Here is a 22876-nt window from a genome sequence, read left to right on the forward strand (position 1 = left end):
CCGCCCCGCTATTAAATTTTGAACTCAGTTCTGCCTGTGATAACCTTAACAATCCGAACGTTTTCCGCTCCAATGGCATTAGCCAAAGACGCAGCTGCATCGGTTGCAGATTCGACGGAGAAGTGTGTAGATGCAACAAGCCAGCATTCGCCAATCACTTCAACAACGTGTGATTTAGCTCCAGCCGATGATCCTGTCGATAGTGGCGGTATAGGACCCGTAAATCCAACAGGGATATACTTAGCCTGAACTCCCGAACTCGATGCAAGATCGACCGGTTGGTTTAGTATGCCTGTAGCTGGTACTACGTTCTCCGGATTCGTAAGAATCGCAACATAGTCACCCGGTTGTGAACCACGAATAACTTTTCCACCAGGCGTTATTGGACGACGCTCAACTTGATACTTTACATATCCACTCATGAATAATCCTCCTCATGTATTCATTTATACATTGTCAGAATTGACAGTCTATATTTTATTGACCATCTTCCGCTGTTGTAACTCCAGCATCCCTTTAATCTTACCATCCCCATGGTGAAGTTCATAGTAGGAAAGTAACATTTTGATCAGCTCCATAAGAGCCTTCAAGCCGTTCGTGTCGGAGTCATCGCTTGTCGTATATGCAGACATAAATGTGGTTCCGTCGATCTCTAAACTCGACAGGGATGCTCTTCCGCTAGTTCCGTGGAAAATGAATTCGTATAAATTATCGCCCATCAGGACATCGAAGGTTTCTTGGAAGATACCTGCAGCCTTCCTAGAAAAGATCAAATCACCGTTCATATAAAAATCGAGCGTACCTTCATCTGATGGGTTGTCGATGAACCCCCGAATCGTCATTGAGCCGTCGATGTAACTTTCGACGCCAAAAGAGAGTACATCGTAAATCCCAGTCGACTGCATTACGCTAGCCCCAGGGTAGTATCTCCAACCGGATGTGTCGTACGTTAACCCTAATCCTTGTCCAATATGAAATCCGGATAGCCACTTGTCGTATGTACGATGCAGTACATGGCGACTCAGCTTAAGGACGACGGTCTCTGCGTACCATCGAGCAAACCGATACATACGGTTGTATTCTGGATGCCCCGGCGCTGCGCCCTGAATCCACGCGTGAAGCTTGGAAAACATCTCTCTCATCGCGATCTCCGCTGGCGTCCCCGCATACTGCAGTTTCGATCTCTCCATAAGTGAATTGATGGCGAGAATAACATCGATGATGACGTAGTTATCAACAGGAACCTCATCGATTCCTAGATCGAAATGCTGCGGCAGCGGATGATGTAATGGGATCGGAACAATAACATCCGCCTTATTGATCGGCCCGATAGCTTTCTTTGGGACGCCGGTCTCTAGGTCGTAAACCTGAGATGCCAGGGTTTCATAATTAAAATCGCTATGAGGTACGTCAATAATATCAACACCCGGAGAGTATTTATTCCAGATGTCTTCCCATGCGGAACCGTCGCTCGTCAGGAGGTACCCGTCGGGTTTAATAGCACCCCTTGGTTTTTCGATATTGTGAGAGATAATGATTTCACTGACGACAGCGTGTAGCGTTTCGGAGTCCGCCGTGGCATATTCGTGGATCAGTGACAGTCGGTCTTTTTTAGTTGTATCATCTGCAAACACATTATCATTACTGACAGCCTCTCTTCCGCCTACCGTATTCGCCGATATTCGGTCCTCGGGAATGAATGCACTTTTGGAATCCGTGCGATCTGCGGAAGCGAGCCTTTCGATAGCTGCCTCTAGATTCCGCTCAGCCTCCGCACCCCCTAGAATCTCTAAGAATAGTGCGTCTAGATGCTCATACGATGCAAGCTTATCGAACATTTCAGCGAAAGTCTTCGTTTCTTTGTCAGCTCTCACACTTGGATCATGTACTCGCGCCGGATACGTCCTTGGATCGCCTGGCATCTCTGGATCTGTGTCTCCACCTTGCCCAATTTGTGCCAAGAACGAAAACAAATAACCACTAGATATTCGGCTTTGTTTTCCAATCTTTCTAAGCATCTCCCAATTAGCAAACAGCATTGATGCTTTTTCATTAGCGTCCAGCTTTAAAATCATCTGAATAATCCATGATGACTTCGATAGCTTCTCCAGTCGCATACCCACATCCTCGGTAATCCTCGCACTGAGATCTACTGGATCCACCTTCAGGACATCGGGAGCCATAAGCCAACTATTCTTTCGAATCTTGTCATCGAACAGTAGCATCTCTGATACTGTCATCGATCTCTTTCCGGTGTTATCGATCTTCATATCCTTCCATGCGATCATTGCGTTGTAGGAGTCGTCCTCAACACGCAGTGTAGGATCAACATCGTACCTAGAACCCTTGCCGATTCGCTCAACCTGTACATTATTCTCATCGTCGTTGATACGAGCATTGTGACCGGTTCGATCAAAGTAAAGTCTCCAATTGCTAATTAAAGCTCCTGACATTTCGCTGTCGTCATAAGACACGAATATATTCGTGTGATCGATCATAGCCTGGCTGCCATAGAATAGAGTGTATTTAACTTCCTGATCAATCTTCGCTCCAGATCCATGCCGGTCTGCCTCGGCGCCTTGTAACTCGATGTGTCCGTCTTTTATTGGCGCCCCATAAGCGAGGATTCTTTCCCAACTAATTCGGGCTTGATCTGTTGTAGAGTAGTCTGCGTATAGTAGTTCGCGGCTTACTATAGACTCTGCCGCATGCCTGCCTCCCAAAATAGGTTGGCGTTCAATAATACTTTCGCCACTCCGACCGTGATCTGCGACCCTCGTATCTGATCCCTTGGTAACCTCTTTTGTATCCGATCGATCCGCGGTAGAAGAACCTGTCAATTTATTACCTTGGTGCGTCAGCGTTTCAGCTAGGTTCTGATTCGATTTTAGATATCCTTCTTTGCTATCTAGGTGCTCCGCATTGCGCCCCCAAGCGAAAAATGCTTCACTATCCTTTCGGGTCGATACTAATAAATGTGAAACTTGAACGCCTTCCATCGTCGGCTTTTCGGCTGCTAGCACTCCCTTATATGATACGCCCCTCATTACCGGACGTACGGATGTTAGTAAACGCGAATGCCCTACCGCTAGGGCGTCGTCCGTTTCCGCAGCTAAATGAGGTCTGTCATTCATCGTTTCTCTCATAATCGAATCGGATGTTGTCTGTATTGGAAATTTGCGTGTCTCTATAAATTCCTTATCCGCTTGAGTAACTTCATCCACAATAGCTTTGCGAATAGTGAGCTGATCGGCAAATAACAATTCGGCCACATCGATTACTTCGCGGGGTAAGTATTTACTATTTGCGATTAATGGAGCCAGATCCTCCACACCCATTCGTCTAGAGCGAGAAGCGTACTCGGAAATCATCTCGAATAACGCGTCCTTAATTGTCTCGCGTCTACGGCCAACGATATACCTACCTTGCATATGGGTGTCAATCCGATCCCAAAGCTCAGCCTCAGCTCTTCTCGAAGCTACATTTGCATTCAGATCTTTGGGCCTCGAGATAGTTAGCAAGCCAGTAACGAAAGCCTCAGCTTCTCTCAATAGACCTAAAAACCCGTGCTGCAGCACGGATTCATGGTAAGACCTGACGGCGAACGGGGTCGCCTCAACCGGTAAACCCGAGGGGGCGGGCTTGTCGGCGGTCTGCCATGTAATTCGATCCACAACACGGGAATTAAATCTGTCTGCCAATTTATTGTCGACGTCCTTTCGACTCGGTAATAAGCCAAAGGGGCGAAAGCTGAACAGAGCATTGGTTCCCGGTTCGGAATTAAGAAAGGTCAATATGTGAGATTGATCAATCCAGTTATCGAACCGGGGATCGGAAGGTGAGGACAGGAAGCGAAATACGAAATTCTGTTGCATCCTGTCTCACTCCTTTTTATTTATTCGTCCATCTAAGAGATGATTTGATGATAGCTAATCCGAAAGAGTAGTTCGACGAGTTGTTCAAGAAGCTATACGGTGCGTTAATTCGGAAGAATTTATAGACTTCCTCACGTGGTGTATCCTTATCGACGATCAACTCGTCTAGGTGAGCAATACCCGAATCATCTACCGCCATAACCCCATCGAGCCAACCGCGCTGCTTGTCGTAGCTATGCTCGACGTAGATCGGACTCAAGTGGAATTTACCGGTATAACGAGACTGTCCGGACTTCTCTTTTTTCATGAACTCTTCTGTCGTAATAAACGCAGGGATATGACGCTGATATTTTAGACCGGATCTGGTTTTATACATCACCATGTCATTTACTCCAGTTCCTGTACCGATACCAAACTTCTCAGAGAATTTAACGGCAAGAATGGAACCGGTGTACTTATCGCGAACAACGGACTCGAAGGACCTTGGAGTCGGAACAGCTCCTGTGATAAAGCGATACATTGGATTCCAAGAGTTATTAATCAGTACTAGAGTACCAGCAACTGTATCCATCTGCTCCATTGGAAGATCGTTTCCATCGTCGATAAAAGTAATGTTACGATCTGCGTCCATTTTACTCACGGACTTAACCAGTTTGTAGTTCTCATACTTGATAGACTGAATAGCGTCGAATGTCGTCTTCGCCGTTTCATGGAAACGATAGATCTTATAGCCCGTAGCTTCATCCGGTAGATTGAATTGGAGCTTAAGCGAAATACCTTTTGTCGGCAGACCAGCGGTCGCCACGACCTTTCCAACAACGATCTTGCCCGAGTTAAGACTCGAAGGCTTCGATTCGCCACCATCTGCAAGATAAGTAACCAAGTAACTGTACACCGTGTTATCAAACATCTCTCCAGGTACTGGAGTAACTCCCGTACTGTAGGCGACGGATACATTTGTGATATAAGCCTCACCTTTTGGAGGAATGCCGATATCAGCTGGAAGTGTAGACGAACCGGTTGTAATTGCAAAGTTACCCGACACGTCGTTTCCGAAGTATTCGTGAATCTCCTCAACAATCGGCTGACCGCCTGTATCTTTCACTACCTCACCATCCTCGCCAACCTTTACCCGATAATGCGTATCGTAGAACGGTTGAATACGTCCGAGGTAAGCAAAGCTAGTCAAGAAATTGTCCTGATCCAGCGTGGGATCGCCCATCAGGATCATAGCGATACGGTTATTGTTCGTCGACAGCCAAAACTGAATCGGGAAGTTATCGTCGATACCGTTCGTCTTGATCTCTTGAAAGATGATTCCGTCGTTCATGTTAGAGATACCGGCATCGTCGTCGAGCTCATCTACCAAGTATTCCTTCCAGTCTTTGAACCAAGCATATTTCGACCAGTTAGAGATCGAGGCACCTTCGGCCTTAACGGATCCATCTGCGTTGTATGAAATTCGCGTCGGCTGCTGAATAGCATCATCCCATAGGTCGAACATCCGCACCTGGATAAAGTGATTATTATCCTGCGTTCCAATTTGAGCTCCACGAATATCGTTATAACGCTCAAGACCTGTCTCCGGATTAATGAGGCGCTTCGGCTTTTGAATCTCTACATACATCTCCAGACTGTTTGCCTGATCAATTGCGCCATAGTCGTTATCGACTGAACCTGTCGGCGAAGATTCTGGGCGTGTGATTGTCTTCAATACAACACGATCAGTGATCTTGCTTAGCCCTAGCTCAAGGTCGATCGCGCCACGAGATTTAAACGTAGCTACAAACTCATCGGATGGCTCAGTGATGAAGTTAATGGCTGGATTATCGTAAGACACGATATAGTCCATAGCCTCCACCTGTGTATACTTCGCATCTTGATCGCTTAGATGTAACTCTAGAACAGGTTCAGTATTTTCGGTATACAGCTCAACACTATGTGGCTCAAGCTCATTCAATTGGAGAGAGCTATTTGTACCCAAGATCGAATACACTTTCTTGTTACCAACCGGTGTTGGATCCAGTTCCAAAAGTGCTCTAGTCAGTTGGTGTGTACCAGTTGACATTGATGCGTTGTTGAACTCGTAACAATTGAATACAAGCAGTGCGCCCCGCCCTGATGGCAGGGATACATCGGAATCAAAAGTTACCTTCTTCGCAACTTTGTCCAGTGTATAAGGTAATTGACCTGTGCCTTTCAATCCGCTTACCGCTGCTGCAACAGTTTGATAATCCTTCTTCGCCGCGATAGATTTTGTACCAATTGGCAATCTGAATCGGCGGCCCGAAGATATCATAGGATCAAGTTCAAGTTGTATTTTCGTACGATCTTCACGCCCTACAACTCCTGTGATCTCGGTAAACGTTAATGAAAAGTGTTCAGCTTTTGGAGGTTGGACGACGAAATCAACAAATCCGCCTGCGTAGTCAATGCTGTAATCATAATTCGCCACAACACGATCTACTGTAGGCGCATCGAGAACTTTTTCGACCACAACAGGAACCGTATCTAGAATTTTGCTAAAGCGATAATCGTAAGTAACGATAAGCTCGGCTCCACTCAGGATACCCCCGCCTTCTACCAAGGTCAGCTTTCGAGTCGCTGTAACGAATTTGTAGTCAGTGTCGGCTTCATATGTAACAACGCCGTTCAGTGACTTCACTACTAAGCTACCCTCTACAATATTCGTTCCAGACAGGGTAACTTCCGATGAATCTCCCGTACTAGTAAGTTTGATCGTTTCAGATCGAGATCCTGTGGGGATATATCGTAGGTTTTTTAAATCCGTCGTATCTTTTACTAATTTACCGCGAACAACATCGCCTTCCTCGAATGGACGTGGGTAGATTAACTCCCAGTTCTCATCCGCCTTAACGAGACCTTCGTCGTCTTTAATTGCCGTTGTGATAATCTCAGATAGGTCACGAAGGATGCGGCGGCTGGTTGTAATACCTTCGATCCATTTAGCTCGTTTTAGAGACATTTCTCATTCACTCCTCATCATCGTAAGAATCTCAAGCTTGGCCACACTGTCTTACTCGTACCGGATTCATTGTGGAAATCAAATCTGACTTTTGAGCCGGCAGGTAGGCGATGGACTATATATAAAACGTTGCCCATATTGATCGATTCCGCGATCTCTCTCGTGGGCATCGTCTCGACTAAGCAATACTCTGGTTCACCGGGGTCGGTTGAATACGCCTCCCAGTAATCTCCATCTCTATATCCCGAACATGCGATAGAGATGTTGATCAGCTCCATATCTGTGGGGCAGACATACTCAACGCTGTACGTTCCAGGAAGGGCTGGAACGGCTATCCCCGAACCAAAACCTTTGGTGAAGCTCTTGGTGAAACGGGGAAAGAGATGTGCAGGGAAGTTAATCTTTTTAATCTCATCAATAACGCCACCGACGTTATATGACTGAACTACGCTCATCGTTGATTCACCCGCCCTTCTGGAGGAGTGTCGACATCCGGCTCTGGTTCCGGTTCTGGTCCCGGCTCTGGTTCTGGCTCCGGCTCTGGTTCTGGCTCTGGTTCTGGCTCTGGTTCTGGCTCGTCAGACGGTAATGGATCGGGCGTAAACACGATATAAGTCGTACCATCTTTGTCCTGAACGATCGCGTACGATCCACTAACAAGCTCATGAGATTCCTCGTAGTCATCATTGGTAATGTGATGCCCAACGATAGATAGAGAATCAGTATCTATAAGTGAAACGTCTATTTCTCCGATCACACGGAAGTAAATGGATTTAATATTTGTCGGAACCTCAGCCCCATCTGCAGCCGGGAAGCTATCCACGAGCTCCAGATCGAGGTCCATCGGTTCATGCATAATCTCCACTGGTGGCGCATCATCTTCAACGATAGGTCTTTCGACAAACGTGGTGTAATGAAACTGCCATGTCGGGCTCCAGTCACTAACCGTTCCATCCTTACGCATACTCCGAACAGACCAATAATGCAGTCCGTCTTGCCAATCTACATCCGGCTCAATGACCGTATCTGCGACACGGAATCCTGACAATTCTTCTGGAAACACTAGAGTGTCATAGCGATTCGATTTGGAGATTCGGATTTGATAACCTGCAGCCTCCTCGACTGATTGCCAAGTAAAACTAGGTTTATAACGAATAATAGATTCGTTGGCAGGAGATGATAAGTCTGGTGTGGTGAGTAACTTCGCCGACTCCGTAGTGAAATTAATAACGACGTTACCAGCCATCGGGTCACCTAGAATGCTTCGTAATCCGGATGGTTGATCATTATCGAGATCGGAATCGCCAATCATAAAAAACTGATAAGACATCCCCGGAGATAACGGAGTGAGTGGTGTAAACGTCAAGACTCTTCTTCGATACGCTGTACGACCCTCTATTCGAACTCCGTGCGTGTCGGTTAGATAGACGTAATCTTTGAAATATCTCTGGTCGAGATCTGCGCTAAATTCGGCCGTAATAGATACGGTTGTCGCCACTCTGGTCTCGTAACTCGCAGGTGATGTTGTTAGAACGACAGGACCTTTACCCATGTTCTATCACCCCATCTTCACTGGATTAGATGTAACCGAATTTCTTTCTCAAAGCGACTTTGATTTCATCAATACCCGAACGGGAGTTTAAGTCCAGTTCAGCCATATCGATTTCGTTGCCCTTAATGAAATCGATCAGATCGGATCTCTTTCCGTTATCGATTTCTTCCTTACTAAGTGCGGACAGCTCTCCGTACAACACATCGCCTTCTGTACCAGACACTGATTGGGAAGTATTCTGCGATTCTTGATCTAACCCAACTGAGGATGTCGCATCTTTATCGGATTGAGCATATTCACCAGCTTGAACGTCCTCGCCAGCTTGTTTCAGCGTCACAGGATCGAGGGATACCGAAGGGGTATTTCGCTTAATTTCTACTGCGACCGGAACACCCTTCAAGCTAAGGTCTTCTTTTGAGAACACCTTATTAACATCGATTAATGTACCGCCCCGCAGACCACGCTTTATTGAGTCCGATAAAGGCAAATCCGCAGGGTATTGAGCCTGCGGTTTAATGTTGCCTATCAGATGAAAGCGTGTCTGGGGGCAGAAGAATCCGTTATACCCTCTCGCGAGTTTGATAATTCGTTCATCTGCCATCCAAGAACACTCCATTCATTTTAGGTTTATTATTACATTGTCAGAATTGACACTTAATCGATTGTTCTTACTGTGATTGGCTCTGCGTAGGATTTATCCATGCTGATGTTCTTCGCAACAGCGATCGCTTTACCCTGATTCAGGATACCGATACCATAGCGTTCGATCATCTTCATGTTTTTCAAACCACGAGCCGGCTCATCCCACTCTTCGACCTTCATGTCATCTTTCACCAGCAAGACACCGATGTTGTTACGATCAACCGCATACACATCGAAGCGTTTCGCTTTCTTGTCCAAAGGAATGAACGGAGACAATTGAACGTTGAAGTTGAATGGCAAGCGACCTTGGATGGAGTCTGGTCCCAATGCGATATCCGTCGGCTTACCTTTCGCAGGGTAGTTACCGTAAGGATTAGCCTGTAGTGAACCCATCAGCTCGTTCTTCGCAAACACAGTCCAAGACAATGGGTGCATCAACAGATCTGTTGGTGTGTACTCATTCGCCATAACTGCGATCATCAGATCCAAGAAGTCCTCGGCAGAGAACGTATCGTTGAAGTTACCCACTTTATCAAGACCGGTCGTTCCAAGCTCAGGAATAACCATACGTTGTTTGTTATCGAACACAGTATGTCCGTGCTTACGGAATTGATAGAATGCTTTTTGTTCTTTATGGCGAGCCATCGCACGACCAGCTTGTTTGATCATCATGCTGACGATATCCCACTGAGATTCGGATACTACTTCCTCAGTAAATCTTAGGCGCAAACCGGATTTACCGACACGAACCTCAGGTGTCTCGTGAGTCTGCCAGTCGATTCCTTCTTCCGGAATCTCTTGACCTTCCGCCACATCGTAAGCTCTCATAACGCCCATAGAAGGGAAGATTTTAGAGGTACCGTTTTTCAACCGGATCTTCTCAAGCATCTTTGTACCGATGTACATTGGTTCAGCTGCTTCACGCATAGCACCAACGACAACACGAGGAATCAAGATCTGTGCGGATGGTGTAGCCAAGAACTCTCTCAAACGGAAGTCGTTCTCTGGAAGCTCACCTTCCATCATGCGCTCAAAATCTTTAAGGGTTGCAACCTCATCCTCAGTTAATTCAACTGCGCGGATTTCAGCCTCTGTTAGCTCTTCTCTGCGTTCCATTTTCGTACGCAATTTTTCCTGCAACGCTTTATTATTTTTAGCCATTATATGTATCCTCCTTCGGATCACATGGGATGTATAGTTGATAAGCTAGTCGGGGGAGTTTTGTCCCCCGCCATCTTATTTAGAATTTCAGCAAGATACGAACTGCTCCAAGGGATCCTTTATAATCCCATCCGGCTGGAGTACCGAAGAATTCAGCTCGGAAATCAATACGAACATTCTTACCGGCATCATCTGCCTTTGTAACATAGGCTACGACACCATCGCGAAGCTCTACGTGAGCGCCTGGCGTCTCGATGTTGTTGATGAACAGCTTCATAGTGCCGTCAATGATGTTCTTCATGCCAAGGTTAAACTGCACCAATGTACCTTCCGTAGTACCGCCAGGGATACTAAAATCACGGGAGTGAACAGTCATCGCACGGTTCTTACCATCCAAGATACCTGGTACACCTGTAGCATCACCCTCAGTTGTGTAGTACTGAGAGAAGTAGCCATTCTCCCCGTTCTTACCAAGACGAGCATACTCAGGGTCGTAAGGATATCCGCCATCCCCCGGAGCATTGTACCCGGATTTATTCGGCACGCCATCCTGGTCTTCACGACGAGCTGTTTCATCCCACATAGCCCATTTCATCCAGCCTTGCGGTTCTTGATCGTCCTCAACCTCACCAACTTGACCGATGATATCGGACAGTTTATGTTTTGACTCATTGAACTTCACAATCTTACCGAAGTTCTGAGGGTCACGAGACCAAGTTACAAGATCGTTTGCTTGGAGCTTATCCGCACCGTCATTGTAAGCAGCCCCGTATTTAACCGTAGCAGCGTCGGTAGCATTTTGTAGTAACGGAAGCTCTACATATTCGCGGGTGATAACGGAAGGTTGATTGCCATCCAAGAAATCTTCCCAGTGTTTTGTAAAGTTATATGGGGCCATACCGAAAGGACGAATTGTATCTGTTGCGATCGTAAGTGCGTTTTTCTTAAAGCCGATCGAATCATCGTTGTATCGCTGCGGCGTAACACCAACGAGCAAGCCTTTAGACACAACGACTTCTTTTTGTCCCGGACCGCCGTAATCGTAAAGGAATAAGATAGGTAGATTAGGGTCGGTTAGCCACTGGCCTGCAGGGCTATCGCCACCCGATACAGATAAGCGGCCGGCATGGGAACGAGTTCCCGGCTTACGTTTAACAGTTGATTCAAATACTGCCATTGTCATTACCTCCGTTTCGGATAGGAACTATAATTTTCTGACATCTTGGAGACCATTGTCTCTTCCATATCTGCCAGGGTCATTCTGTTTTCTGACTTGCCCGGCTTATCAGTTGATTCTGTTACATAATCACCGTCGCCATCTACCGCGTCATCTTCGTCTACGAGATAAGCTGGTGACTCAACGACAGGGATGTTTCGTGGTGTCTTCACCAAGTCCGAAATGCTAGACTGTAACACCTTGGATGAGCAGTTAGCCCATTCGGCCAATGCTGTTTCTCGATCCTCTGGTTTGTCTTTGCCGTGCATAATTCGAAGATCAACTACTCGCTCCGCCAAAGCCTTACGTGCAAACTGAGCAAGTTTGAGGTTTTGCGATTCAAAGGTTTTGCGTTCGTCCTCTGCTGATTGCAAATGCTCTTTAGTCGTCTGCAATTCGGCTTTCAAACGTTCACTCTCTTCTTTGGCCTCGGTTACCTCGGTAGACAATAATAAATTGTCAGCCTCGGACTCCTCAAGCTTCTGCTCCAAATTTTGAATCTTTTCATTGGCTTCTTTGAGCTGACGTTGGAGATCTTCGTCGACATCTTCTTCCAGAGCATTGTCAGAATTGACATCACTCTTGTCTTCTTCTGGGTTTCCTGGTTCTTCGCCGTTATCTGCCTCATCCGATTGATTATCATCATCAGCAGATTCCGTTGTATCTCCATTTGTACCATTGTCAGAATTGACATCATTAGAGGATTTGTCGTCTTCTTGCCCCGCATTTTCGCCGAGGATACCATCTATAAGATCTGAATCGTCAACAGATTCAGTGACAGATGTTGCTCCAGCTGCGGATTCTTCTGGTTTATCCATGTTCTTCCCTCCTTCACCGCTTACGAGTTCAGCCGCGATGACTTGAGAATGCACGTCCGCAGGCATGTTAACAAAGGAGATTTCATCACCGGTATACTCACCGATAATCCAATGCGCCGTCTTCGTCTCATATTTGCGTCCGCGATAGTGTCCGCAGAAACCTTCTTCGACGATGTTCTTAGCGCACACGCTGCAGTTGACCTTGTTTGCAGATCCTCCGACGGATAGGGTTAAATACCTTCCATCTAAAACTTTATCAATTGCATCTTCATCGGTCAACTCTAAAATTAAACGGACGTTGTATTTATCTGTTAGCGTCGATTCCACGTAGTCTGCAGATACGATACGACCGAGGGGCTCCGTATAACTATTGTGGTTTTTCAGAACCGGTTTATAGTGTGGCGTCGTCCATGTAGGTACGCTCGCCTCCAATGCGGTCCCCGGGTAGAACGTGAGATTCTTCGTCATCCCCGTATGAATACCCTCAACAGTTACACGAAGCTTTCGCTTTTTGCCGGCGGATGATCCGGCACTTTCAGTCAAAATGATTTGCTTATTCTGCTCTTTAAGACCTTCGAGCTCTCCACCCCTGAACTGTAATTCGATTGTTTGTCGCAGCTGAATCGGCTGCCCTTTTACGATCGATTCTTCCAGAGGGATATTGCCTGCTTTACTCATCGTCGTCCACCTCCTCCTGTGATTGATACACTTCAGCGGTCTTCGTCGTCAGATCATGAACACGGTCTGTATAAACGTCAAATATAGAATTCACAACTTCGCTCGTGCGTTTCAGCGCCTCATCACCAGTCATCTCTTTGACCGTCTTGATCAAAATATCCTGGATCGAACTTACCATCCGTTTGGTTGGGATCGCCATTACTGTAGCTACTGACTCGCCGTAATGTTCCATCGTAAGACTAAGCATTTTCCGTTCTGTATACTGGAACGCGGCCATAATCGTATTGATGTGGGATACTCCGCTTTCCTGATAATGACGTTTAATTAATGATTTAACAGCATCATTCAGTTGTGTATATTCAGTAAACATCTCTTTCTGATAGCGAAGATCACTGCTGTTCGTCGCTTTCTTTGGAGATGACTTTACACCATGTTGGTTTGCGGGCTTTGTTTTGTTGTCGGTGGCGGCCTTCTTCTTATCCTGATCACTTGCAGCTGTACCGGTTGTCGGTGATGGAGCAAGTGATGCCTCAGCTTGAAGGGTCGCGATTGTAACCATCTGCAGATGCATCCGGCTTCGCTGCTCGCCATCCTCGATTGGATCACGACGTATCATCTCACGCATCTCGTCTTCACTAACCGCGTTATGCTCATAGAGATATACCGCTTGGTTTTCCATTTTGATTTGTGAGTCTTTGTCGATCTCCTCAAACATAAATCGCACCGCATCATCCGGGTTAAGTACGGGGTCGAAGCCGCCTTCCATGAGAATCTCCTTGATCATGCCTTCGTCAATAAAGGTAGCCATAATGCGCTGGAAAGCTTTACAGCGGTCTACGAACTCGCCGGAGATATTATCACCCGTTGATCGGTTTGCGGTATTTCCGCGTCCCATCATCAGCGCCGAAACGCCCATGACGGAGAAAACCCGATCCTCAAAGTGTTTGAGATATTCTTTCGCGTCAATGATCTGATTCGACGCGATCGCTTTCATCTCTACCCTCTCATTTGTGACAAGCCCACCCTCAACGCTCATGTTCTCCACTTCATTCCGAACCTCTTCAACCTCACCAGGTTCAGCCATCAGCTCTGGCTGTGGAAGACCCACTTTAATATGCCAGAGTGGGTGCAGGTTCCGGTGAACCAAGCGTAGTACATTTTCCTCAATCTGCCTTAGCGCACGAATGTCATCTAGTGCAGGTAAGAGAAAAGGTGTCCCAAAGGCTTTCCCTTTTTCACGCTTATAGTACATATGTACAATATCCTGCGGTTTAAATTTAACCTTCCCTTGCTGACCATCGACTTCTTGCTGCCAGCCTTTTACTACACCAAACTTGTCCCGTTTAACGCTTATCGTTTGAACATTGATTGGGAAGTATCCGGCTACTGGCATACTATCGCCGACACCCATGACATTAAGACCTTGGAAGATTGACGTATCCTTTGCCCGCGCCTTTGCGACAATAACATTGGAATACTTTACAACATCCTCCGCAATCTCAAGGAACAGCTGATTTGTAGGTATGGAAGTAGCTTCGGCTATCAAGCGGAAGCGCATCTTCACATAGTCCGTCGCATTAGGATTTTTCCCGACGAATTGCCAGCCGGCTTTAAACATCATCTCGATATACTTATCGATCGCCTGCCTTACATACCCCTCGGAATTATAAGCGTTGGTGATATCTTCGAAGTTAAACTCAGGCGGTACAAAGTCGGTCGACCCACCATCTCCGCCCATCGCAAGCCCGATTCGCTTAATGATGGACATAGCCGGATCACGCTTAGCAGACCCACCGCCACCGGTTCGTGGTGCGCTACTAGAAGGGGCTTCGCCGATGGAGAATTTTTCTTCGAATACGGGTGGTTGGATATCTTCATCGTCGTAATAATCGTCGTCTTCGTCTCTGTTCCAGAGCAGCCTAACACGACTCCACCATCCGCGTCCGTAAATTTTCCGAGCCATTCGACGACCTCCCTAAGTTTGAAAAGGCGGGGTTAATACCCCGTCCTCCAAACCGTTTGATTATTTTCTTGGCAGCTTATCGAACCAGTTGTGGGCGTAGCTAGCCCCACGAGAAGCGACTAGGCCGATAATAAGAAAACCGACCAGCTTAAGTCCTACAGAACCTTCCGCGAACAAACTTACTTGCATTAAAAATGCGAGCAAGATAGCAAGCACGAGAGAAACAAGTTGAATATTCCCTTCACTGAGGACGGAAAACTGAGTCTTAATAGCCTCCACAACTGTCTCCGTTAAAAATGCGATGAGCAGTGTTACTGCGATAACCGTACTCCAATCCGTAAATACAGGCATGGTTTACACCTCCTTATTTCTTGGCTTGTTCAACGGCATAGTTAATGGCGCGAATCATCAGTGCTGCAGTTTCAGCGCGAGTAATATTCTCGTTCGGTCTTGCGACGAGCTTACCTTTCGCATCCGTACTACCGCCCATCAAAGATTGACCGTTTGCAGTCTTCATCTCGTGAGCCTGATTCACAATCTTGCCCGACCAACTATTGTCGTCTACATCGGCAAAGTATTTACCCATGTGGTACACCACCTTGTCTTCGATCGATTCTGGTTTTTTCCCAGACATTGCAGCACCAACGTCAGCAACAAATTTAGCCCACAAAGCATTACCTGTAACGCCACCGATGTTTAATGTCTTCATAAAGGTGATACCTTCCGCTATCCGTTTTTCATAGGATGCGTCCGTTTCATCTTTCTTCCGTTTAATCATCGATTTGACGCTCGCGCGAACGTGTGCCGGATCCTTGATATAGTCTGTCATCATCATCGGGCAATCTTTGCCTGTGACATCATAATGGCGGACCATGTGTTTTTTAGGATCCCAACCGTAGCGCTTCAAGATAGCTGCCGCAAACCCGACTGCTCGATCGTATGTAGTCTTAAAATCTCCGTCCATATTCACGCAGATCTCAAGACCGATCAACTTATCATTCGGGTAGTTACCAAACCGATCTGTCTTATATCCATTACTTGACCCGACATGGTAAGCCATCTCGTTCTCCGGAAACAGACGATAAGTTCGGACCGAATCCAAGATGTATGGCGCTGAGGCATACGATCCGTTAAGATTGTGGAAGTAATTCGCGTTAGCTTTTGCATCCGCACCGAAGTTGATATTGCCTGTCCAGTGGATCGCGAGACCGCCAGGAGTAATCTTCGTACCAGGTCGGGTCCACTTGTTTACTGGGATCAGCCAATCGATGATATTGAACTCATCGTACATTCGTCCCACCACCTATCTTCAAAGGCTGCTCGGGATTTTTGTCCCTCAATGCCATCATACAACGCCCGTCTTCAACAGGACAATAGTAACATTGTCAATTCTGAGAGGCTGCTTTCTTTTTCTTCTTTTTCTTTGCACGTTTTGGCGTCATCGTGCAACGAGTTGACCAGCCTGCGTTTTCGTACTTCTCTTTTCTTGCTCGCTTGTCGCAGGTTTCGGCGAGATCACACCAGCGGCACTTAATACGTGTCGCCTGTTCGACATCCTGTCGTTCGGACATAGCTTGTGACATGAGGATCCCCCTTTCGTCGTAGTGCGGACAACATTGTCAGAATTGACATCGATGCCTAAAGAACAATATACATTGTCTGCCATCTCTTGGCAATCAAAAAACGACCCTCAATGAAAACCGAGGGTCGTTGATCTGCATTACGAAGACTGAGATTTATTTGAACCAGCGTAGCTGGAACACGTCCCCATCTTCGAATGGCGCCATCATCTCGATGGCTACACCTTTAGTTGCCACACTTTCATCTGCAACTTCGGTGTAATTGCGTCCGATCATCTGTAACATACCATTCAGATATACAGACAGCGTCTTCGCTCCAACAACAAAACCTTCTGGCGATGACAAGGTATAGCGAGTTTTTCCAATCAGCGCATCACCTGTGCCAATTGCTTTATCTTCGCTATAAGGCTTGACGATCGCGTCGATACGCAGGCCAAGGGCCTCGTCTGCATCTTCGCGAGCTTTTGTTTCTTCGGCGATCATCTCCAACACCGTTTTTACGTTATTCGCCACACCATCATGATCATACTGGTAGCTCGATCCGAAGATGTCCTTAGCCAGCTGAGTCAGATCTAGTCTGGATGAGATGTCGGAGGCACCGTCAACGAATTTCTCATTCGCTGCAAATGTCTCAACGACATCCTTAAACGTAAACCGCTGTGGAAACTGCAGATCGATTTCGGAAACATCAGCAAAGGTATGCTCAACTTCCCCATCGATTGCATCAAGGCTGTAGAACTTAACGATGTAATCTGCTTCATCGTGTGTCAGCCTACCGTACACCTCTCGTCCGGCTTCACCAATAATTGGATCGCCCGTTGTTGAGTTGCGAAGAATGACTTTGTTCTTTCCCGTTTGAACAATCGGGCCAAGCTCTCCATCAGCTGTAGCTGGTGACCCAGACACTTTGGCGGTCAAATTTACGCTGACTGACGACGCGGTGATAGCGACGTTATCAACTTGGACGAAGTCAACGACGAGCTTCTTGCTCAAGATCTCATTACCGCGCGTCTCCCAATCAATAGCTAATTTGGATTCGGAAATCGCAGCATCAGCAGCGAGATGTACATCTTTGATAGCTCCGTCTTTAATCTGACTACCACGAATAGCGTTGAAGAAGTTGTTTGCCATAGGAAATCATCTCCTACAAACGGGTGAGGCTTTGTTAACCCCTATATGTAGTCGCGCCAATGCGCGGGGCTACCCACAATAAGTACCCGGAGCTTCAAGTTGATGAGTCTTTATGAATCGCGGAATCTCACGATCCGGATTTCCGCGATCGTACTCCTCATCTACCAGTGACAAGAGATTGTTGTATTCCTGCGCCTCTTTCTTTGCATGCAGGTTTTTAAAATAATGCTCTGTCTGCTCGGCGTTCAACACGGTGTTACCGATGTTCTCGACAACCATGTATTGAAACGTTTGTGGTACTTGATCGGCATTCTGTTGGTACAACATCTTGAAGGCTTCGGCTCCAGGACTCTCCGGAGTATCATCATATCCGGTCAGCAAAGTGTCATAAACCGTATGCACTTTCTTTCGAGTTTCTGACATCTGCTTATCTAGAAAATCACGGAATTCTTTTCCACCGACGCGCTCCATGTTGTCGTACGCAGCGATCGCCTGAGCCGCACTCTTGCGATATGCAGCTTCCATAGTCTCTTTCATGAGCGGAATATGTTCCTCGGGTGTCTTATCTAAATACCTCATAAGACCCTCAACATCGTCCAACGCGTAATCCTTTATCTTTGAAGTAAGGTAAGAATCGCACCGAGATACAGTGTCTCGATACCAGCCAGTGCGATCTCCACACGCTGCGATCGCCTGTACTCGAGTAGATAACCGACTATAATCCACCGATTTCCCCTCCGACTCTAACCGCAGGACGCTCGAAACTAGGTCCTCTTCCTTCTTTCGGATCGACGTCGTATCATCGTAATCGGCCTCGCCGTCAAAGAGTTCTCGATTCATGAAGTCTAAATAACTCTCCATTTCATCTTTTAAATCTTCAAGGATCGGAATGACATCTAACTGAGGAATACCGTTGATATTATTGATATTGTCATAAATGACATCCTTAGCCTCGATTAAATCCCCTTCATCCTTTGCGGCACGATACTTCTGGTAAGTTGGATTATTGCTTAGACATTTGTCCGTCTTACTCAGTATATCTGATGCTCTCGATAATGTCGCCATTAGATTATCAACGACATCCGAACCCAGGACGTTCGCCGCACGTCTCGCGACGACAGACGGCTCATAGAGTTTTTCACCGGCTTCCTTTTCGGCAATCGTCGATAAGATGTTTTGATTTAATCCGAGTCGAGGACGATACTCTAGAAGCTCTCGCTCCCAAGGGTGCATATTATTCACTCTCCCATCATAAAACATGGAGTCCAGCCACGGTCTCCGGACAAGAATACCTAAAAGGATCTTCTTGAGGGCATTCCAAAACTCCTTCGTGCTGGAGAATATCCCGACTCTCGATTGGGATTTGGACGTACCCCTAGCGCTCTCGCAACTCTCTCCGCCTGTTTTTGTTCTGGCGACGGAGTTGTAATATCTCTTTTCTTGATACTATCTCGTTGACGGCGATCGATCGCATTTTTCAATGCGAAGATGGCGCTCGCCTTGGTAACCTTCAAGATATCATCAAAGTGCTTGATGAAGCCAAATAAACAAAACACGATACAGTCGAGGATATGTTCATTCTCATCTGTGTACGTCGGACGTCCACTTGATCCCCAAGATTTAACCTCGTAGGCTTCAAATTGCGTGATTGTATCTCGGTCTGATGGATTGAGAGCAACCATCTCACGCTCAAACATCCATACCGCATTGTTAACCATGAACGGCTTGATATCCTTTTTCTCGGGTCTTTTGGTTACCGGGTCATAGACCGTGATCTTTTCGCCGAGATGCACGCGCTCAATCTTCTTCGCGCTACCCATCTCGGGATGCTTCATGTACCACTGTCTCAGCTGCTCGATCTGATTTTCGCCATGACCGGCGTCGCACATTACGAAATCAAACTGAAACTCTCTATCTGCATCCTTGATCGCTTGAACGGCATTCTGGTAAGTAAAGTCACCCCGAGGGATAACTTTCCGGAAGAACGGAATAAATTTATTATGCTCGTAATTCCACTCCATGCCGACCATGTTGGTATCAGCTTTTGATTTATCCCAGTCAACGCCCAAGATTCGAGGACCATTCCGCTCGAAGTCTGTTGTGCGATAATCTACTCTTAATTTTTTACCAAGATCGATAGCTAAGTCAATATGTTTTTTCAAGAATACGCCAGAGACACTTTCACCGAACTCTGCCATAACCTCCTGAGTAAACCGTAGCTCTGTAAGATCCAGACGAAGCTCTTCGATATATGTCAATCCGGTATCTGGGTTGATCTTAAGCAGCTCTGGGTTTACCGTCGATGGTGCGTGGATTGTCGTCCAGCCATTACCATCGCGAATCTTACCACCCTTAGGATTGAGCTTATCCGTCCCATCGGAGTTCGTTAAGAACCCTTTCATTTTTCGATGATACGTTACCCGCCCTGTTGCTGCAGTCGTCTCTTCGTCAACCGTATAAGCCAATGTCGCACCTGTACACCACTTGTAATACGAATCACGTCGACCAGATGGTGTAGATGCCACGATCATACGAATACGCTCCGGCGCTTCGTTACGGATGTTCATGATGTTCGTGATATCATTTTCTGTTAAATAGTCAGCTTCATCGAGTACAATCAAGTCCGCACGCTGACCCCGCGTATTCGCCGCGCCAGACCCCGACTTAGAGCCCGCAGTCATACCATGGATGATCGTACCATTTGGTAACTCGATATGGTTCTCGATATCCCGGCTCGGGGCGATCTGGCCTTGCGACATATCGATCAGCTGACGCAGACGGGTGAAGATGAGTTGTATCTGGTCCTCATACGGTGTGACGATTAGGATATTATACTGAACAGAGTTTGGCGCCTTATTCGGCTGCGTCGTCGCATAATACATAATCGTAACGCACATTGAGTCTGTTTTCCCAAGACGACGCCCTAAGCGAAGTGAAACCCTTTTGGAGTCCACCATCTCTTGAAGCATTGGTTCCTGGTAATCACGACAGATCCAGTTCAAGGTTTCCGCTGCCCAAAGTTTTGGGATCTTCATCAATGTAAAATAATACATCTCTTCTGGGCTAAACTTCACTTTGGACTTCTTCATCCACTTCTGTGTCTGGTCATACATCTGGTCGTACTCGTCTTGCCAGCGCGCCCTTTCTTCTGGGCTTAGGATTTCATCGCTGACATTTTGTAATATCTGCATTAAACCTCACCTACAATCGTTTCACAGCTTTAGCCACAGTCTGCTTCCATTTCGGGCGAGGCTTTCGGCCATGACCATCAAGGGGATCGCGAATAAAACCGTCATAACTCGCTTGCCTGTCTGGAGACAGTGCCTCCCATTTCTTTTTCGCATCTGCCTGATATCGATTCATTTCAGTTACGTCATTCATCTTGACGGCAAGATCGTACATGTCAGAATCAAAACCGTTGTCGATCCCGACCATCACCCCTGTGTGTGTCTTCGCGTCGAATGGTATTGGCTGCGGGCCTTTAGGTTTCTTTTGGGGCTTCGGTTTGGGCTTCGCTGAATTGGAGTACATAACGGTCGCAGCACCTAACCCTACACCGGCTACACCGAGCCCCGTATACAACCGCAAATTTTCTGCATCTTGGTTTGAAATGATCTGTGGCATTATCGTCACCTATGTAATTGCCGAGCCTCGCTCCCGAGGATCGTCTCAGTCGCAAGACGATGTTGACGCATCATATCCATCTGCCGCTGGCGCATCGTTGCCGCCTGCTGACTGTCATGGAATCGACCGCCAAGTGTCCCGGTATTTACACCCTTCTCATTTGTGACACGGCTAGCATTAGCCGCTTTATCTAAACGGTTTTCCCGTCCCTCATCAATAAACTCCCTACCTAAAGTGCTAGCGGCTCCGGCCAGAGTAATACCCCACATTAACGGTTCAGCTACCAGCCATGCTGCAGCCGTACCAGCTGCGATAGCCGCGCTAGTCGTCGTTGATTCATCTGGATGTTCAGATCGACGCCCCATGTAAGTCGTGACACCATCTACGCCAGCACCAATTGCGGCCATAGCGGACACTCCACCCATGCCTTTCATGTTCTTCATAACATAACTGGTTACGCTCATTTGATCACCTCATATTATGCATCGCAAAGACCAGGTCCCCATCTGCGCCAAAGTTATCTATTCTACGCGGGCTTGGCGTAACCATACCTGGGAGAGCTTCAATCTCTCCATTTTGAATCGTTGCTTGGATCGCTTCTTTTCTCATGTTCGTTCCACCATATTCGTCGAACGCACCTTTTCCAAAGGCTAGCGCGATAGGCGCTCCGAATAACGCCGCAGATCCATAAGGCGACTTCGTCATATGGTGAACGAGACCAGCCGCGTTGATTGCGGTATCTCCGACAAGATCCATCGTACCCTTGGTGAGGTGACCTAGACCTTTAACGGTGGGGACGAAGGCTGCAGCTGCAGCCCCGGCTCCCAACTTAACCGTGTTCTTGCCGGCAAACCCCACACCCTGTCCCAGGACTCCTAAGGTGGAGTCACTGAGTACACCGAATGTTGCCTTCACACGATTTCCCTGCCGCTCGAACCAATCGTTCCCATACTTTCCGGGACCGTCAACACCAGTCCTTACGATCTCACCCTTTTTCTTGATATCGTCTACTAAACGACCCATGGAAGATCGGGTAATATGCTCGCCAGCCTCATTGACCTGTTTCGTTCCACCTCTGACAGCACGACCGGCATTCTTTGTTACAGTCCATGCCCCACCAAAAACTCCACTAATTAGGCCACCGATCATACTAGATCACTCCTTAGATAAACGGAATTCCGGCGATATCACGATTCCCTCGGTTATCGTGCGTCATATCTCCGCCCGTTAAGAATCGGCCGGCTGTACCGAGTCCAACAGATCCTGCGGCAACTGCACCATAGCGTTTCGCCAGAGTCATAGCTCTTCCATCAGCTACGTCACGCCCTAGAGCCCAGTCTTTTGCTGCAGTACCAAGCGACTTGATTCCGTCGGTGATCTCACCAGCCCGCATAGCTTCTGCATCACGAAGAGCCTGAACCTCTGCAGTATTAGCTCCTGGAGCGAGTCTTGCTTTACGCTCAGCTGGTGACAGGTCTTTTAGTGCCATATCTAAATCTCTTCTACTCTGTCTCACTGCCTCTCTGCCGGGTGTACCCCGTCCAAGAGAATGAACACCTGTCTTTACACCTTGTCGTACCTGATCTGAGAACAGTCCTTGTGTCGCTGCATCCATGTTGGAACGAAGCAATTGACCCATTACTCCCATAA

At 47.1% G+C, this 22876-nt stretch carries 20 protein-coding genes; all 20 read right to left on the reverse strand.

What is annotated here, in order from left to right; translation table 11 throughout:
- Nucleotides 1-11: 11 nt before the first annotated feature.
- Nucleotides 12-422, reverse strand: a complete 411-nt coding sequence (locus ACK8P5_RS25730; protein WP_422661758.1) for a hypothetical protein — start codon at nt 420-422, stop codon at nt 12-14.
- Between the two features lie 48 nt (nt 423-470).
- Nucleotides 471-3875, reverse strand: coding sequence for a hypothetical protein (locus ACK8P5_RS25735; RefSeq protein WP_422661759.1), 3405 nt, complete (start codon nt 3873-3875; stop codon nt 471-473).
- 16 nt (nt 3876-3891) lie between these two features.
- Nucleotides 3892-6861, reverse strand: coding sequence for a hypothetical protein (locus tag ACK8P5_RS25740; protein ID WP_422661760.1), 2970 nt, complete (start codon nt 6859-6861; stop codon nt 3892-3894).
- A 17-nt stretch (nt 6862-6878) separates the two neighbouring features.
- Entirely contained in the window at nt 6879-7316 is a 438-nt protein-coding gene (locus tag ACK8P5_RS25745) for a hypothetical protein (RefSeq protein ID WP_422661761.1), read from the reverse strand.
- Nucleotides 7313-8413, reverse strand: coding sequence for an Ig-like domain-containing protein (locus ACK8P5_RS25750; protein WP_422661762.1), 1101 nt, complete (start codon nt 8411-8413; stop codon nt 7313-7315). The genes ACK8P5_RS25745 and ACK8P5_RS25750 overlap by 4 nt, the downstream gene beginning before the upstream one ends.
- 25 nt (nt 8414-8438) lie before the next feature.
- Nucleotides 8439-9014, reverse strand: coding sequence for a hypothetical protein (locus ACK8P5_RS25755; protein WP_422661763.1), 576 nt, complete (start codon nt 9012-9014; stop codon nt 8439-8441).
- A gap of 53 nt (nt 9015-9067) precedes the next feature.
- Nucleotides 9068-10216, reverse strand: coding sequence for a hypothetical protein (locus ACK8P5_RS25760; RefSeq protein WP_422661764.1), 1149 nt, complete (start codon nt 10214-10216; stop codon nt 9068-9070).
- Between the two features lie 79 nt (nt 10217-10295).
- The gene (locus ACK8P5_RS25765; RefSeq protein WP_422661765.1) at nt 10296-11393 is read right to left on the reverse strand and encodes a hypothetical protein; all 1098 of its coding nucleotides are present in this window, start codon (nt 11391-11393) and stop codon (nt 10296-10298) included.
- A gap of 5 nt (nt 11394-11398) precedes the next feature.
- Nucleotides 11399-12928: a hypothetical protein gene (locus ACK8P5_RS25770; RefSeq protein ID WP_422661766.1), complete on the reverse strand. Its 1530-nt coding sequence runs from the start codon at nt 12926-12928 to the stop codon at nt 11399-11401.
- Nucleotides 12921-14891 (reverse strand): hypothetical protein, encoded by a 1971-nt coding sequence (locus ACK8P5_RS25775; protein WP_422661767.1) that lies wholly within the window; start codon nt 14889-14891, stop codon nt 12921-12923. Before ACK8P5_RS25775 ends, ACK8P5_RS25770 begins: the two co-directional genes overlap by 8 nt.
- A 60-nt stretch (nt 14892-14951) precedes the next feature.
- Nucleotides 14952-15242 carry a hypothetical protein gene (locus ACK8P5_RS25780; protein ID WP_422661768.1) on the reverse strand — a complete coding sequence of 97 codons (291 nt, stop codon included), beginning with the start codon at nt 15240-15242 and terminating at the stop codon, nt 14952-14954.
- Nucleotides 15243-15255: 13 nt separating this feature from the next.
- Complete coding sequence (locus tag ACK8P5_RS25785) at nt 15256-16182, reverse strand: N-acetylmuramoyl-L-alanine amidase family protein (protein ID WP_422661769.1); 927 nt, start codon at nt 16180-16182, stop codon at nt 15256-15258.
- 94 nt (nt 16183-16276) lie between these two features.
- Nucleotides 16277-16474, reverse strand: a complete 198-nt coding sequence (locus tag ACK8P5_RS25790) for a hypothetical protein (protein WP_422661770.1) — start codon at nt 16472-16474, stop codon at nt 16277-16279.
- Between the two features lie 153 nt (nt 16475-16627).
- On the reverse strand, nt 16628-17602 hold the full coding sequence (locus tag ACK8P5_RS25795; protein WP_422661771.1) for a hypothetical protein: 975 nt from the start codon (nt 17600-17602) through the stop codon (nt 16628-16630).
- A gap of 69 nt (nt 17603-17671) precedes the next feature.
- Entirely contained in the window at nt 17672-18835 is a 1164-nt protein-coding gene (locus ACK8P5_RS25800) for a hypothetical protein (protein ID WP_422661772.1), read from the reverse strand.
- Between the two features lie 59 nt (nt 18836-18894).
- Nucleotides 18895-20793 carry a terminase large subunit domain-containing protein gene (locus ACK8P5_RS25805; protein WP_422661773.1) on the reverse strand — a complete coding sequence of 633 codons (1899 nt, stop codon included), beginning with the start codon at nt 20791-20793 and terminating at the stop codon, nt 18895-18897.
- 10 nt (nt 20794-20803) lie between these two features.
- Nucleotides 20804-21235 carry a hypothetical protein gene (locus ACK8P5_RS25810; RefSeq protein WP_422661774.1) on the reverse strand — a complete coding sequence of 144 codons (432 nt, stop codon included), beginning with the start codon at nt 21233-21235 and terminating at the stop codon, nt 20804-20806.
- Entirely contained in the window at nt 21232-21690 is a 459-nt protein-coding gene (locus tag ACK8P5_RS25815; RefSeq protein ID WP_422661775.1) for a hypothetical protein, read from the reverse strand. The genes ACK8P5_RS25810 and ACK8P5_RS25815 overlap by 4 nt, the downstream gene beginning before the upstream one ends.
- 4 nt (nt 21691-21694) lie before the next feature.
- A complete protein-coding gene (locus ACK8P5_RS25820) occupies nt 21695-22375 on the reverse strand; it encodes a hypothetical protein (protein WP_422661776.1) in 681 nt (226 codons plus the stop codon).
- Between the two features lie 13 nt (nt 22376-22388).
- Complete coding sequence (locus ACK8P5_RS25825) at nt 22389-22874, reverse strand: hypothetical protein (protein WP_422661777.1); 486 nt, start codon at nt 22872-22874, stop codon at nt 22389-22391.
- Nucleotides 22875-22876 lie beyond the last annotated feature (2 nt).

Source organism: Paenibacillus sp. EC2-1, from assembly GCF_049311625.1.
Classification (GTDB): domain Bacteria; phylum Bacillota; class Bacilli; order Paenibacillales; family Paenibacillaceae; genus Paenibacillus_AQ.